At 68.4% G+C, this 14,767-nt stretch carries 10 protein-coding genes; all 10 read right to left on the bottom strand.

Annotated features, from left to right (window positions below):
* Positions 1 to 127: 127 nt before the first annotated feature.
* Positions 128 to 2,215 carry an ATP-binding protein gene (locus AC1DW0_RS18205; RefSeq protein ID WP_477947203.1) on the bottom strand — a complete coding sequence of 696 codons (2,088 nt, stop codon included), beginning with the start codon at positions 2,213 to 2,215 and terminating at the stop codon, positions 128 to 130.
* A complete protein-coding gene (locus AC1DW0_RS18200; RefSeq protein WP_056194510.1) occupies positions 2,212 to 2,778 on the bottom strand; it encodes a response regulator in 567 nt (188 codons plus the stop codon). The genes AC1DW0_RS18205 and AC1DW0_RS18200 overlap by 4 nt, the downstream gene beginning before the upstream one ends.
* Complete coding sequence (gene nosR / locus AC1DW0_RS18195; RefSeq protein ID WP_056194507.1) at positions 2,775 to 4,091, bottom strand: response regulator c-di-GMP phosphodiesterase, NosR family; 1,317 nt, start codon at positions 4,089 to 4,091, stop codon at positions 2,775 to 2,777. Before nosR ends, AC1DW0_RS18200 begins: the two co-directional genes overlap by 4 nt.
* Before the next feature lie 155 nt (positions 4,092 to 4,246).
* Complete coding sequence (locus tag AC1DW0_RS18190; protein WP_477947201.1) at positions 4,247 to 6,451, bottom strand: molybdopterin-dependent oxidoreductase; 2,205 nt, start codon at positions 6,449 to 6,451, stop codon at positions 4,247 to 4,249.
* A gap of 138 nt (positions 6,452 to 6,589) precedes the next feature.
* Positions 6,590 to 8,683 (bottom strand): GGDEF domain-containing protein, encoded by a 2,094-nt coding sequence (locus tag AC1DW0_RS18185; protein ID WP_056194503.1) that lies wholly within the window; start codon positions 8,681 to 8,683, stop codon positions 6,590 to 6,592.
* Between the two features lie 190 nt (positions 8,684 to 8,873).
* Complete coding sequence (locus tag AC1DW0_RS18180) at positions 8,874 to 9,935, bottom strand: cupin-like domain-containing protein (RefSeq protein WP_056194500.1); 1,062 nt, start codon at positions 9,933 to 9,935, stop codon at positions 8,874 to 8,876.
* Between the two features lie 142 nt (positions 9,936 to 10,077).
* Complete coding sequence (locus tag AC1DW0_RS18175) at positions 10,078 to 11,154, bottom strand: lipase family alpha/beta hydrolase (RefSeq protein WP_082532506.1); 1,077 nt, start codon at positions 11,152 to 11,154, stop codon at positions 10,078 to 10,080.
* Between the two features lie 646 nt (positions 11,155 to 11,800).
* Entirely contained in the window at positions 11,801 to 12,571 is a 771-nt protein-coding gene (locus tag AC1DW0_RS18170) for a LytR/AlgR family response regulator transcription factor (RefSeq protein ID WP_477947199.1), read from the bottom strand.
* On the bottom strand, positions 12,568 to 13,620 hold the full coding sequence (locus AC1DW0_RS18165; RefSeq protein WP_157281992.1) for a sensor histidine kinase: 1,053 nt from the start codon (positions 13,618 to 13,620) through the stop codon (positions 12,568 to 12,570). The genes AC1DW0_RS18170 and AC1DW0_RS18165 overlap by 4 nt, the downstream gene beginning before the upstream one ends.
* Complete coding sequence (locus tag AC1DW0_RS18160; protein ID WP_056202570.1) at positions 13,617 to 14,714, bottom strand: sensor histidine kinase; 1,098 nt, start codon at positions 14,712 to 14,714, stop codon at positions 13,617 to 13,619. The genes AC1DW0_RS18165 and AC1DW0_RS18160 overlap by 4 nt, the downstream gene beginning before the upstream one ends.
* Positions 14,715 to 14,767: the final 53 nt, after the last annotated feature.

Raw genomic sequence — 14,767 nt, 5'->3', positions numbered from 1 at the left:
TACGGGGCCCCACAAAGGCGCTGCGTGACTTCTGACTCGGCGGGCAGCGCGAGCTTTCGATGCCGCCAGTCTGCGTTTCGTGAGTTACTGCCCTGTGGTTGCTTTGTGTCACGCAGGACACAAAAGCTCAGGAGGGCTGCGGCGGGTGCAGCGGGATCCAGACCGTGAAGCGCGTGCCGACGCCGGGTTGGGAATCCACTTCGATGCGACCGCCGTGCTTTTGCACGATGGAAAAAGACAGGGACAGGCCCAGGCCCGTCCCTTGGCCGACGGGTTTGGTCGTGAAGAAGGGCTCGAAGATGCGCCGCTTGACCTCCTCGCTCATGCCGCTGCCCGTGTCTGCGATCTCGATGCGAACCCAGCCATCCTCGGCGCGCGTGGTCAGCGTGATCGTGCCCCGCTCCTTGATGGCATGGGCCGCGTTGACGATCAAGTTCATGAAGACCTGGTTGAGCTGTGCGGCGATGCAGTGCACGGGGGGTAGCACGGCATAGTCCTTGCGAACCTCGGCCTTGTACTTGACCTCGTTCATGACGACGTTGAGCGTCGAGTCCAGCCCGGCGTTGAGGTCGGCGTCCTGCCAATCGGCATGGTCGACGCGTGAGAAGTCCTTCAGGTCCTGCACGATCTTCTTGACCCTCGACAGCCCCTCCTCGCTCTCGTCGAGCAACTGGGGCAGGTCCTCCTGCACGAAGCTCAGGTCGACGGCGGCATCCACCCTGTCCAGCTCTTCTCGCACATCGCCAGGCAGCGCGTCGGCCGGCGTCTTCCTCAGCAGCGCGAGCAACGCGAAGACGGGTTGGACATAGCCGCGCAGCGAGCCGAGGTTGGAGCTGACAAAGCCGATCGGGTTGTTGATTTCGTGGGCGACACCGGCGGCGAGCTGGCCGATGGAGGCCATCTTCTCGGCCTGCAGCAGCTGGTTCTGCGCTTCCTCAAGCCGGTTGTTGGTCTGCTTGATGCGCTCGTAGTTGAGCTCCAGCTCACGCTGCACGCGGCGCACCTCCGTGCGGTCCTGCAGCAGCCACCAGGTGCCCGCTGTCGGCTCCTCGGGGTTGGATACGTAGGCAATGATCTGCACCCACAGCGTGTTGCCGGCCAGCGTGCAGACCTCCATCTCGTGCAGCAGCGAGCCGCCCCGCGACAGCACCGGGATGGCGATCTGGCTCAGCGCTTCGAAGTCTTCGTCGCTCTTGAACAGGCGGCGCGTCGGCAGTCCATGGGGCGGGACGTCACCGAGTTCGAACATCTCGATGAACTTCTTGTTGCCGCGCTGGATCTGCTGATTGGACGTCGCGATGATGCCTACCGACGCGTTCTCGAGAAAGGCTTCGAGTTCATGATGGGTGCTCAGCAACTCGGCCGTGCGGTCCGCGATCATGTTCTCGAGTTCGTTGCGATGGCGGCGGAGTTCGTCCTCGGCCTGGCGCCGTCGCGTGATGTCCTGGAGTGTCTCGATGGCGCCGACGACTTCGCCGTGGGCATCGACAAGCGGGGCAGCCGTGAAGTAGAGCCAGCGCCCTTCCCGGCCGAAATTGGGGAAGTAGCCCTCGACCTCGTAGGCGTTGGCGATGTGCGGCGACGGTTGGCAGTGCCGGCCGTACAGGCGCTGGCGCTCCTGCTCGACATTGCCGTCCAGGATCAGGTCGACCAGCAGCGGCCTGGCTTCGGGGTAGAAGGCGCGCCAGGTGTCGTCGCGGCCCAGCATCTCGGAGGCGTCGCGGCCGGTGAGCTGGGCGCAGGAGGCGTTCCAGTGCGTGACGCGGTGAGACTTGTCGATCACGAGCGTGGCCACCGGGTTGTTCTCGAGGATCTGGTAGAGCACGCGGCCGATGTCCAGCAGGCTGGTCTGCACGTGGCGGATGTCGCTGAGGTCCTGCCCGGTCAGCACCGCACAGGGTTGGCCGTCGAGCATGACGCGATGCGCCTTGACTTCCAGCACGCGCAGCGAGCCGCTGCCCGTCAGCGCCTCGATCTCGATCGCGGGCAGCTCGCCTTCCTCGGCCAGCGCCCGCTGGCCATAGCGCCGCAACTCATCGGCGAACTCGGGCGCTGCCCAGCCGTGCGGCGGCATCTGCTGCAGCGCCTCCAGCCCATAGCCCAGCAGGCGTTCCATCGCCGCGTTGGCGAACAGGATGCGGTCCGATCCATGCACCAGGACCGACGCACTGACGGCCTGCAGCGCCAGGCTGAAGTCGACCGTCAGTACGGTCACCACTTCACCTCTTCATCCGGGTCCTCCAGGATGAACGAGCCGTCGCTGCCCCATTTCACATGGGTGATGCCCGGTTCGAGCCGCTCCAGGCGGCGCAGCTCCGCCTCTTGGGCGGTAAGCACGCCCATCTGCTGGCGCACCTGGTCAGCCAGGCGCTGGTTCTCCATCGTCAGCTCGCGGATGCGCAACACCTGGCGCACGGCGCTGAGCAGGTCGAAGTCGGCCCAGGGCTTGGAGATGAAACGGGCGATCTCGGCCTCGTTGATGGCCGCCACCAGCGCGTTCAGGTCGGCATAGCCGGACAGGATGATGCGCCCGCAGTCGGGCTGCACCTGACGCAGCTCGCGCAGGAATTCCACGCCGGTCATGCCCGGCATGCGCTGATCGGAGATGGCCAGCGCGAAAGCGCACTCGCGCGCCCGCGCCAGAGCCACGGCGCCGTCGGTGAAGCTTTCGACGTCATAGCGCGCGCCGCCGGTGTCCTTCAGCCCGTTGCGCAGCAGGCGCTGCAGCGCGCTGAGGATGTGAGGCTCGTCGTCGACGAGCAGGATGCGTTCGCTCACGTCGCACCTCCTTCAGGCAGCTTCACGAAGACATGCAGCTTTGCGCCTTCACGGCCGGCGAATTCGCGCAGCTGCCTGACGACCCGGTTGTCGAAGACGAAACCCGCGGCCAGCAGCAGCGTGCCCTGCGGCGACAGCAGGTCGCGGGACAGCACCATGCCCGGCATCACTTCGTGAGGCTGCAGCTCCCGGTCACGCGGCTTCTCGGAGGGCTCGTCCTTGAGCGCCAGCTCGAAGGCCTCGACAACAGCCTTCTCGTAACGCGTGCCGGCACCGCCGAGGATCAGCGAATGCGCCTCGGCCGCCGAATGGCGTTTCAGCGACAGCCGGCCGGACTGTGCGGCGTAGTAGTCGCAAGCCACGCTCACCACCTGCGCGCCGAGCGGCACCTCGTCGCCGCTCAGCGCATCGGGGTAGCCCTTGCCGTCGATGCGTTCGTGGTGCGACCGCACCAGGCGCGCCACGCGTTGCAGCCGCCCGAGCGGCAGCAGCGCCGCCTCGCCATTGAGCGGGTAGCGGCGGTACAAGGCCAGCTCATCGCTGGACATGGCCGAGAGCGGCTTGCGCAGCATCGTGTCCGGAAGGCCGATCTTGCCGACCTCATGCAGCAGGCCGGTGATGTAGATGTCTTCCTCTGCCGCTGCACCCAGGTTGAGCCGCCGCGCCGTGCGGCGAGCCAGGTCGGCCACCTCGCGTGAATAGCCCGCCATGCCACCACCACGCAGCTCGATCAGACCTGAGAACACGTTGATCGACAGCAGGAAGTTCTCCTGCAACTGCGCGAACGAGGTCTCCAGCATGGCGTTGACCTGTTCCAGCTCGCTGGTCCGCGCCTTGACCCGCGCCGCCAGGTCGGTGTTCAAGGCCTGCAGTTCGTCGTTCTGCCTTTGAGTCAGCAGCTGCAGCGCGCGGTTTTCCTTCTCCAGCCGGCGGCGCTCCAGGCCGTCCTGCACGCACATCACCAGCTCGCGGTCGTCCCAGGGCTTGGCGATATAGCGGTGGATCTGCCCGCGGTTGATGGCTGCGACGGTCGAGCCGATATCGGCATAACCCGTCAACAGGATGCGCCCGACGGTCGGCCAGCGCTGGTGGACCTGTTCGAGCAGCGCCGCGCCGTCCATCTCCGGCATGCGCATGTCGGACACGACGAGATCGACCGGCTCGGTCTCCAGCATGGCCAGCCCGGCCTTGGCGCTCTCGGCCAGCAACACCCGGTAACCCTGGGGCCGGAACAGCCGTCGCAGCGCGCTGAGGATCGACACCTCGTCATCGACGAACAGCACGACCGGAGGGTCGGCAACTTTTGCATCCATCAAATCGCTCCCGCTGGCGGATGCGTCGCGCCATCGCCGTCCGTGGCGAGCGCGCCAGGGACGACCGCCGCTTTACTGGGAGTTTAGGCAGGTCGGCCCGGCGATGCTTGACAAGTTGTTCGCAAAATGTGGCTGGTCGTCGCGGTCCCGGCAGGTCAGGCGGGTGCAATCTCCACGGCGATGCCGCTCAGCACCGCATTGCCGCTCAAAGGGTCCCGTGCCGCGTCGTCCAGCAGCTCGTTCATGTTGACGCCCGGCCGCTCGCGCGCCACGCCGAGCTGCACGCCGTCCAGGTCATGCCCCCAGCCATGCGGCAGGCTGACCACGCCGGGGCTCATGTCGGCGCTGCGCTCGACGCGCGCGATCAGCTCACCGACCGCGCTTTTGATCCGGGCAAACTCGGCCAGGCCCAGGCGATCCGCGTCACCCGGGTTGACCAGCAGCGTGCAGCGGTCCGGCCCCTTGGCCAGCACCGGCAGGTTGTGCATCCAGCTGTTGCCCGAGCGCGTGTCGCGCCGGCCGATGAGGCTGAACTCGGGCGCTGCCTCGGTCTTCACTTCTGCCAGGTCGGCCAGCACCGAGGGCGGTGCGAGTTCGATCCTGCCGCTGGGCGTGCGCAGGACCTCGGGAATGCGGGCGGTGAGCGCACCGAGGTCGATGCCACCGCCTTCGACGGTGCTTGCCGCTTTGACCTTGGCGAGGTTGATGCCGTCGGGCTTGCGGCCGAACTGGTCGCCATAGGGGCCGACGCGCAGCTGCAGGTCGATCAAGCGCTCGGGGCCGCGCCAGGGTCGCAGCGCGGCGAGGATGGCCGGTGTGTTGTCACCGGCAAAGCGCTTCACGTCGGCCTCGATGGCGTCGTCGTCGAGCTGGGCCACGTCGACATCCAGGCCGCGGCCTTCGAGCAGGGCACACAGGCGCAGGATGGTCTGCCACTCCTGCGGCGTGCCGGCCGGCGCGTCGAACACCGGGCCGGAGAAGCGCGCATGGTTGCGATGGCTGAGCTGTGGGAAGGCGACGTCGAAGTGCAGGTCCTCCAGCGGCGACAGGCCGGGCAGGATGACGTCGGCATGGCGGCTGGTCTCGTTGACGTAGATGTCCAGGCTGAGCATGAAGTCCAGCTTCTCCAGCGCTTTGGCGATGCGCGGGCCGCCGGGGGCCGACAGCACCGGATTGCTGGCGATGCTGATCAGCGCCTTGATCTGGCCCTCGCCAGCGGTCTCCATCTCCTCGGCCATCACGGTGATGGGCAGTTCGCCGAACACTTCCGGCGCACCAGATACGCGGCTCTTGCGCCGGCCCGTCGTGATGCCTTTGCCATTGCCCGGCTTGCCTTGGGTATTGGACGCGAAGGCGGCGGCCTTGGCGAACATCGCACCGCCCTCGCGGTCGAGGTTGCCGGTCAGCGCGTTGATGAGGTCGACCAGCCAGGAGTTGACCGTGCCGAAGCGCGTCGTGCAGGTGCCGATGCGGCCATAGACGGCGGCGCGCGGCGCGCTGGCGATCTCGCGGGCGATGCGGCGCTGGACCTCGGCCGGGATGCCGCAGCCGGCGGCCGTCACCTCGGGCGCGAAAGGCTGCACGGCGGCGCGGGCTTCGTCCAGACCGTTGATGTGATCGGCCAGCCGACCGAGCTTCAACAGGCCCTCGTCGAACAGCGTGTGGGCGATGCCGGCCAGCAGCAGCGCATCGCCGCCGGGCCGGATGGCCAGATGCTCGTCGGCCGCCGCGGCCGTCTCGCTGCGGCGCGGGTCGACGACGACGATGCGCCCGCCGCGCGCGCGCATGGCCTTGGCCTTGCCGCGGTAGTCGGGCACCGTCCACAGGCTGCCGTTGCTGATCATCGGGTTGCCGCCGAGGATGAGCAGGTAGTCGCAGCGCTCGATGTCGGGCAGAGGAATGGACAGCCAGTGGCCGAACATCAGGCCGGCGCTGAGCTGCTTGGGCATCTGGTCCAGCGTCGAGGCGCTGAAGGCATTGCGCGTGCCCAGGGCGCGCACCAGGCGCGGTGTGTAGGCCAGCAGGCTCACCTTGTGCGCGGCCGGGTTGCCGATGGTCAAGGCCACCGAATCCGGGCCGTGCTCACGCCAGATCGGCAGCAGGCGCTTCTCGATCTCGGCAAAGGCCTCGTCCCAGCTCGCCGGCACGAACTTGCCGTCGCGCTTGATCAGCGGCGTGCGCAGGCGGTCGGGGTCTTCGTGCAGGTCCTTCAGGCTCACGCCCTTGGGGCAGAGATAGCCGTGACTGAAGACGTCGTTGTCGGCGCCGCGGATGCTGATGACCTTGGCACCTTCGGTTTTCACTTCCAGGCCGCAGCAGGCCTCGCACAGCGGGCAGATGCGGTAATGGCTTTCGGGCATGGCATGTCTCCAGGGCTGTCATCGGCTTTGGGGCCGATTCTGCGGCGCGAAGACTAGCCCTGGCGTCAACCCGGCGACATGCCCCGACAGGTCATTGACCGGGCGGCGCCAGGTTCTCGAGTTGCTCGAACCCGCGCTTCATGACGCCGGCCAGACGATCTCGCGCCCGTCACTGCACCGCAGCGTGTAGACGCCGGCATCGACCCCGGCCCGCAGTTCCCGGATGTCCGGGTGCCCGCATGATCGCGGGGTGTCTATGGCGGTGACGCCGACCCAGACGTCGCGGCCGCTGGCCTTGGCGACGTACAGGCATTGGTCGGCCAGTGCCACGGTGTCGTTCCAGTCCGCCGGCGCCGCGCCCTGGGCATCCGGTTGCAGGGGGTGGCAGGCGTAGCCGATGGAGCAGGTCTTGCGCAGCACCTGGCCGTCGTCCAGCACGAAGTCGTGGGCGGCGATGCTGGCGCGCAGCCGCTCGGCCAGCACGTGGATCTCACCGGCATTGGCCTGGCGGGCGAAGACGAGGAACTCCTCGCCACCCCAGCGCACGAGGGTGTCGGACTCGCGCAGCTGTCGTTGCAGCACGGCGGCGCATTGCCTGAGCACCGCGTCGCCGGCCGCGTGGCCGTGCACGTCGTTGACGGCCTTGAAGTGATCGACGTCGATCATCATGAAGATGATGTCGGTGTTGGCCGGCCCGACGCCAGCGCCAGCGTTGGCACGCAGGCGCCGTGCTCGCGCCATGTCCTCCTGCACGTTGCTCACCAGGTGGCGGCGGTTGCGCAGGCCGGTCAGGGGGTCCGAGAACGCCATGTCGCGCATCGCCTGGTAGGCCCGCTTGACGTGATGGCGGCTGACGGCCGCGACGATGGCCGCCACCAGCCCGGCCACGGCGGCCAGCGCCAGCAGCCAGTGGAAGCGTTGCTGATACTGCTGCTCATGCTCCAGCGCTTGGATCTGACGCTGGCGCTTGTCGGCCTCATAGGCGGCCTGCGCCTGGGCGATGCGCTTGTGGTCGGCGGCCTTGCGCACCTCGTCGCTCAGGCGCTTGAACTGCATCGCCGCCTCGTAGGCTTGCGGGTAGTCGTGGGCGAAGGCCAGCTCCTCGGCCAGCAGGCCCTGGACGTCAGCCGCGTTGGCGGCCATGCCGGGTGTCGCGGTGAAGACGGCGATGGCCTTGCGTATCCAATCGAGGCCGCCGGGCCGCCCCAGCCGGTTCAGGGCAATGCCCTTGTTGACCCAGCAGATCCAAAGTGACTCCTTGTCGCCGCTGCGCTCCACGAGGGGCATGGCCTCCTCGGCATAGCTCAGCGCGGCGCGGTAGTCCTTCTTCTGCAGGGCGACGTCGGCCAGGTTGGTCGCTGCGACGGCGAGGTTGTAGTTCCTCAATTCGTCCCGCGCGGTGGCCCGGGCCTTGAGCAGCGCTTCATGCTGTTCGTCGGGGCGCCCGAGCAGGCCGAGAAAATAACCCTTGCGCAGGTAGTAGCTGGACAGGGCGGAGCGATCCCCTGCGGCCTCCGAGACGTCGATGGCGCGTTGCACCGTGCGCAACGCTTCGTCGACGCGACCGGAACGCGAATGCACGAGGGCCGTGTAGGTCAGCGCCTGCGCGAACTCGTAGACGGCGTCGGGGCGCTCATCGAGGATGCGCAAGGCCTGTGTCAGCAGTTCCGCGGCCTCGGGCAGCCGGCCGACGCCAAACGTGGCGATGCCGGCAAGCCGCCAGATGTCCGCCGCGATCAGGCGCGCTTCGGCATTCGCTGCGTCCCTCGCCAGCGCTGGCAGCCGGGGGGCGACGCTCTGGTAGCGCTTGAGCACGTCGTCGTGGCGGTGCGCATCCACCAGCGCCATCATCTCCAACCGGTCGAAATGCAGCCGTTCCTGCTCGTCGCGAGCTTCCCGCCGGCCGATGCCGGCCTGGGCGACGGCCTCCTCCGTCCGGTCCAGGCGGTCCAGGTCGCGCACCAGGCGCGTACGCAGCCAGCGGCGATCCTCGGGCGCCAACCCGGCTGCTGCGAGCGCCTGTTGGGCCAGTTCGATCGAAGCGGCAGGCCGCCGGCGGTCGTCCGAGGCGATCCTGGCCTTCAGCTCGGCGATGTCCAGGGCGGGCGCCCGGGCGCCGGGAGCGGAGGCCGCACTTGTCGCCGCAGCCGCCTGAGCCTGGCCGGCGACCGGCGTGCCGAAGGCTGCGCATCCGGCCAACAGGGCGGCCGCCAGCCGCGCAGCGCCTCGCATCGCAGTCCTTCTGATGCGAAACCGGTCCGTTCGAAGATTTCTTTGCGCCATAGCCTGGCGAATGCGCGCCCTCGATGCCGTGGGCAGCTCCGCTGGCCGAGTCTATGGTGGCCTCTGCCGCCGCGCGCCACTGCCGTTGCCTTTGGAAAAACGGATGCGTGCAGCTTTCCTCGCTCGGGGTGCTCCTGAGCTACCAGTTGCCGATGCTCGGGTTCACATAGCTGAACTCGTTGGGCACGCCGGTATCGAAGTTGGTGTACGAGAAGGACATGCTCATCTCCAGCGATGACACCTGGTGCCACCAGCCCAGCGGCAGGAAGAGGGTGTCGCCCGGTTCCAGCACCGTCTCCAGCACGACGGCCTCGCGCAGCCGCGGGTAGCGGGCGTAGTCGGGGGCATCCAGGTCGATGGGGCTGTAGACGCCCATGCGGTTGTAGAGCGCCGGCGTCTGCAGCGGCGACACGAAGCGCCAGCGTTTGCGGCCGACCACCTGGGTGTGGAAGAGCATCAGCGTGTCGTGATGCAGCGGCGTGCGCGTGCCCGCCGGGCCGAACCAGAAGGAGGCGGCCGTGTGCAGCAGCGCCGGATCGCAGATGGGCGGCATGCGGCCGATGTCCTGCAGCAGCGGCATGAACTCGGGCCGGCGCAGCATCTCGTCGTTGGCCGTCAGGTAATGGTCGTTGGTGGCGCCGCCGCTGACGACGAGATCGACGAACTGCGACACCTTCATGCGCTGTCGCAGCTTTTCCTTGTTCTGCTCGAACAGGGTGTCGGTGTTGCGGCCCACCTGCACGTCGACCTCCAGATGGCCGAAGCGCTGGCTCAGGTCGGCCGGCGACCAGCGGCGCATGGCCGGCCAGTCCTCGGCGATGTCCGTCAGCACGACGGGCCGGCAGCCGTAGACATAGCGTGCCAGGAACTCCTCGCGGCCCACGCCGCGGCGCTTCTCGACGACGGCGTAATTGGGGTCCTGCTGCCAGACCTTCTGCAGATTGCCGCAGACCGACTCCAGCTTGCGCAGCATCTGCTGGTGGCGGCGAGCGGCCTGGAAGACCGGGTCCTGGTCGATCTGGCCGATGGCGGCGGCGGCGGTCTCGGTGTCCTGGCCGGCGGTGACCATGGTGTCCAGCATGGAGGCGGGCGCGCAGTCCCAGAGCCGGTTGTCGGCCAGCCATTGCAGCCAGTCGGGCGTCAGGTCGAGCAGGGCTGCCGGCCGGGGCCGGGGCGGAGGCTTGATCGGAGAAAGCGTCATGGCGGCAAGGGTGGAAGCGGGCCAGCGAGCGGCATTGTGGGCCTGCTGCAACTGGTATTGCCGGGCGGAAGTTAGGGGCCCGCCCTGCCTTCCCGACGGGGACCACCTCTGGCGGCCGGCTGGTACGCGGCAGCTGTCGCGATCATGGCTTCAACCAGCGCTGCAGTTGATCCAGCACGGCGGCGTCGGTCTGCAGGCCCAGATGGCCCAGACCGGTGAAGAGGGCGGTGTCGGTGAAGGCGAGCCGGCGCGCCGGCGAACGGTGCTGGCCCAGCGCGCTGGCCACCGGCACCAGGCCGTCGCCGAGCCATCGAGCGGGTGAGCCGCTGGCGGACTTGGACGTGGTGGCCGCCACGGCGTAGCAGGCCACGCCTTCAGGCAGCGGCAAGGCGCTGGCCTTGCCGGCATCGGCTTCAAGCAGGCTGGCATGGCGCAGGTCACGGATGCCGGCACTGCGCCGCGCGGCCAGCAGGGACAGCGGGCGCGAGTAGGCGCTGATGTTGAGCAGCTGCTGCACCTGCTGGCCGCCGCGTTCCAGCGGCGCGCCCTGGTGCGGCGTGCCGAGCGTGACGAGGGCTTGCAGCCGCTTGGGCCAGCGCCGCCGCCCGGCCTGGGCAATGGCGCTGCGTGCCACCAGGCCGCCCATGCTGTGGCCGAGCAGCGTCAGCGGGCCGGGCACGTCGTCCATCAGCTTGGCCAGCTCGGCGCCGTTGCGCCAGATCGGTCGGCCGCTGTTGTAGCGCAGGCCCAGCGGCTGGTAGCCGAGTGCCGCGAGCGCGGCGGGGAAGTCGGCTCCGTCGCGGCGCCACTGCGCCTCGTTCATGCACAGGCCGTGCAGCATGATGAGGGCCGGTCCGGTCGCACCGTCCACCAGCGGGCGCAGGCTCATCGCCGTGGCCAGCGGGTTGAGGGTGTCTTCGAGGTAGTCGCCCAGTACGCCGTTCAATGCGGCCTGCGCGGCGTTGGCCCGATCGGCCTCGGCCTGGCCGAGCAGTGGGGTCAGGGCGCCCAGCGCGATGTCGAGGCCACCGCCCACCAAGCGGGTCACGCCGCGCACGCTGCGATAGACCAGGCCGGTGATGCCGGAGGTGCGTTCGCGTTGCTGGGTCAGCGGCAGCCGGGCGATCTCGGCGTGCATGGCCTCGACGAGATTGGTGACGCCGGTGGTGGCGTCGACGGCGAGGCGGCTGGCGCCGCGGAGAGTGTGCGCTGATTGCATGGGTGAATCATGCGTTGCTTTTGCGATGGGTGTGGCTGCTCGATGCATTGCCGGGAGTCCCGCCCGGCAGCGGGGTAACTTTCTTCTGCGGGGCCAGAAGAAAGTCACCAAAGAAGAGGCCCTGAACCGCACACCAGCACCACGTGCACGAGCTGCGCCGTGCAACAGCCGCTCGGTGAGTGGGACGAAGCGAACCGCTGCGCTCTCGCGTCTGACTTGTCGCCTACACCATCCATCGGAGCTTCAGCCCGTTCGACGCGCGGCTGCACGCCGGGCTCACCAGGAAACCAAATACAGCGTCGCTCGGGCGACGCGATCATTGCGCAGCATTACCGAGGCGTCGCCCCAGCGACGCGGTATTCCCTGATGAGTTCGGCGTGCAGCCGACGTTAAGCGGCTTGAAGGGGCGATCAATGGTGCTCTTCACAGGGACAGCAGCGAGAGCGAAGCGGGTCGCGTCTGCCCTAAATGGAAGTGGAGGTTTTCGCGCGCCGCTCCCGGCGGCGCCGCGATCGTGTGCGGTTCAGGGCCTCTTCTTTGGTGACTTTCTTCTGGCCCCGCAGAAGAAAGTTACCCGGCCGCCGGGACGGACTCCCGGCAATGCATCGAGCAACAGCGCTCTACGCAAAAGCAACCCAACCAAACCTCACATCTGCCTGAACAGATGCGCACAACTCTCCGCCACCAACAGCATCTCGGTGCCGTGCTTCAACTTGATCTGCATGCGCCCCCGAAAGTCCCGGCTGACGGTGGCGATCGAGTTCACGTTCACCAGCGTCGAGCGGTGGATCTGCCAGAACTGCTGCGGGTCGAGCTCGTCGATGAGCTCCTTCAGCGGCTTGCGGATCAAGGCCTCGCCGTCCTTCAGCCCCAGCCGCGTGTACTTGTTGTCGCTCTGGAAGAACATGACCTCGTCGACCGTGATGAGGCGCAGCGTCTGGCCCACCGAGGCGTTGATCCAGCGAAGCGGTGCGCGCGCGGCAGACGGTGTGGCGGCGGGGCGAGCGACAAGCTCGTCGAGCACGCCACCGAGCTGGGCCGGTGCCTGCCCCAGCCGCGCCTTCAACCGCGAGATGGCCGTGAACAGGCGCGCGCCGGCCAGCGGCTTGAGCAGGTAGTCGACGGCGCCCTGGTCGAAGGCGGCGATGGCGTACTGGTCATAGGCCGTCACGAAGACGACATGGGCACGGCCATTGACCTGGCGGGCCACGTCGATGCCGGTGGCGCCGGGCATCTCGATGTCGAGGAAAAGAATGTCGGGCTGGTGCCGGTCCAGCAGGCGCAAGGCCTCCAGGCCATCGGCAGCTTCGCCGACGATGCTGAGTTCGGGCCAGAGCTTGCCGAGCTGCTCGACGAGTTCGCCACGCAGCGCGGCTTCGTCCTCGGCAACGACGGCGGTGGGGGCAAACAGGCTCATGCAGAAAGTTCTAAGGTGAATTCGGTGCGGCCATTGCCACTCGTGCAGACAAGTTTCGCGCCAAGCACCGCCAGGCGCTCGCGCAGCGACGCGAGGTCGGCGTCATCGCTGCACAGGCCCTCCTGGTCGAAGCCCAGCGTGATGCTGCCATTGACGCTGAGCCAGCAGCGGCTTGGGTGACCCAGCCGCACCGCACGCTGGACCAGGGGCAGCAGCAGCATCGGTGGCAGCTGGGTCGCGCCGTGCGGGCCGAGTTCGCAGTCGAAGGCGGGCGGGTCGCCGTTGAGATCGCGCAGAAGGTCAAGGTAGCTGGCGATCAACTCGGCCTCGCTGCCCAGCGTGGCGCCGGCGTCGCGAAGCCGCGGCAGGGCCACGCGCAGATGGCGGATCAACCGCTCCAGCCGCGCGCTGGCGGTCGGGTCCTCGCGGCCATAGGCCTGCTCGACGGAGACGAGGGCGTCGAACAGCAAGGCCGGGTCGACCTGGGCCTGCAGGGCGGCCAGGCGCGAGGCCAGCGCGTGGCGGCGCAGCTGGCTGTGCTCACGCAGCAGGTCCTGCGCGGCCTGGTCCTGGCGGCGGCGCAGCGTGCGGAACTCCAGCACGCCGACGATCATCAGTGCCGGCATGAAGACCCACAGCGTGTCGCCGATGACGGCGTTGACGCGGAACATCGTGCACTTCATCTTGCCGTGGGTCTGGGCATAGATGTCGCACAGCGACGGCCAGGGCAGGGCGGCGGCCAGCGGGTAGATGACGGCCATGGCCAGCACGGAGCCCAGCAAGGTGGCCGCCACGAGGCGCTGGCGGCGCGCCGGGTGGATGGGGCTGCTGCGCGCGGCCGGCAGCCAGCACAGCAGCAGCACGGCGCAGCTGACCAGGGGCAGGCTGAGCTGGCGGGCCAGCACCTGGGGCAGTTGGTCGCCGACACGCAGTTCCAGCAGCGAGGTCAGGTCGATGGCGCCGAACAGCAGGGCCGCGCTGACGAAGACCAGGGCCTCGTTCAGGCTCAGGGAGCGCCAGGACTGCAGCACATGACGCAATGCATTCATACCAGAGCTTCTGCCGGCAGATGCACGCGGGCCACGACGCCGCGCGGCTGGACGGCCTCCAGAGCCAGCGTGGCCATGTCGCCAAAACGCGCCGCAAGCCGTGCGCGCGTGTTGGCCAGGCCGACGCCGGCGCCGCCGCTGGCCGTGCCGAAGCCCTGGCCGTTGTCGGCCACCTCGACGGTCAGGCCGCCTTCGGCCGCGTGTGCAGCGCGGATCTCGATGCGCCCACCCTCGGGCAGCGGCGACAGGCCGTGCTTGATGGCGTTCTCCACCAGCGTCGGCAGCACCAGCGTCGGCAGGCGGGCCGTCAACAGCTCGGGCGGCGCGCTGATGTCGAAGGACAGGCGCTCGCCCATGCGCATCTGCAGGATGGCGAGGTAGTGGCGCACCAGCTCCAGCTCTTCGGCCAGCGTGGATTCATGCCGGCGCATGCCGGGCAGGGCAGCGCGCAGGTAGGCGATCAGGGCCACCAGCATGTTGCGGCCACGCTCGGGCTGGGTCTCGTACAGGCGCTTGACGTTGGCCAACGTGTTGAACAGGAAGTGGGGCTCGATCTGGGCGTTCAGCGCCGACAGCTGAGCCTCGGTCTGCTGCGTCTTGAGCGCCTCGCGCTCGCGGAACAGCCGGGTCAGCTCGTCGCGGCCCTGGCGCTGGGCGCGGCTGACGAGCAGCAGCGCATAGGCGATACCGCCGAGCAGGGCCCACAGCAAGACGGTGGACATCACCCAGGCGGGCTTGACCTTGTTGCCGGGGTCGCCCATCGACGAGACTGCATAGCGCAGCCAGGTGCCGAGGGCCGCGCCGAAACCGACGGCGCCGGCCTGCACCGTCAGCGCGGCAGGCAGCTTCCAGTGCCGGCCGGCCAGCAGCGCTTCGGCCAGGGCCACCATCAGCAGCAGGGAGATGCCGGTCAGCAGGCATTGGCGGCTGAAACGGATCAGGTCGAAGAGGGCGTCGTCCAGGCCCCCGTCGCCCTCGCCGAACCAGGTCAGCGCGCGCGAAATGGCGTAGAACAGGCAGAAGTAGTAGACGCCCGCCAGCATGCGCAGATTGCAGACGCGGCGAAAGGCTTGCAGCGGGCTGAGGTCCTCCATTCGGGCGATTCTCGGTGGGCCATCGCCGCCCGGTGTGGGATGCGACGAACTGC

Source organism: Roseateles sp. P4_D2, from assembly GCF_056401875.1.
The sequence above is the reverse complement of the archived record's forward strand: the minus strand, read 5'-3'. Positions and strand labels throughout refer to the sequence as shown.

Coding starts and splice junctions, on each gene's coding strand:
- nosR (WP_056194507.1), bottom strand. CDS start 4,091: ATGGATGCAAAAGTTGCCGACCCTCCGGTCGTGCTGTTCGTCGATGAC.
- AC1DW0_RS18190 (WP_477947201.1), bottom strand. CDS start 6,451: ATGCCCGAAAGCCATTACCGCATCTGCCCGCTGTGCGAGGCCTGCTGC.
- AC1DW0_RS18185 (WP_056194503.1), bottom strand. CDS start 8,683: ATGCGAGGCGCTGCGCGGCTGGCGGCCGCCCTGTTGGCCGGATGCGCA.
- AC1DW0_RS18180 (WP_056194500.1), bottom strand. CDS start 9,935: ATGACGCTTTCTCCGATCAAGCCTCCGCCCCGGCCCCGGCCGGCAGCC.
- AC1DW0_RS18175 (WP_082532506.1), bottom strand. CDS start 11,154: ATGCAATCAGCGCACACTCTCCGCGGCGCCAGCCGCCTCGCCGTCGAC.
- AC1DW0_RS18170 (WP_477947199.1), bottom strand. CDS start 12,571: ATGAGCCTGTTTGCCCCCACCGCCGTCGTTGCCGAGGACGAAGCCGCG.
- AC1DW0_RS18165 (WP_157281992.1), bottom strand. CDS start 13,620: ATGAATGCATTGCGTCATGTGCTGCAGTCCTGGCGCTCCCTGAGCCTG.
- AC1DW0_RS18160 (WP_056202570.1), bottom strand. CDS start 14,714: ATGGAGGACCTCAGCCCGCTGCAAGCCTTTCGCCGCGTCTGCAATCTG.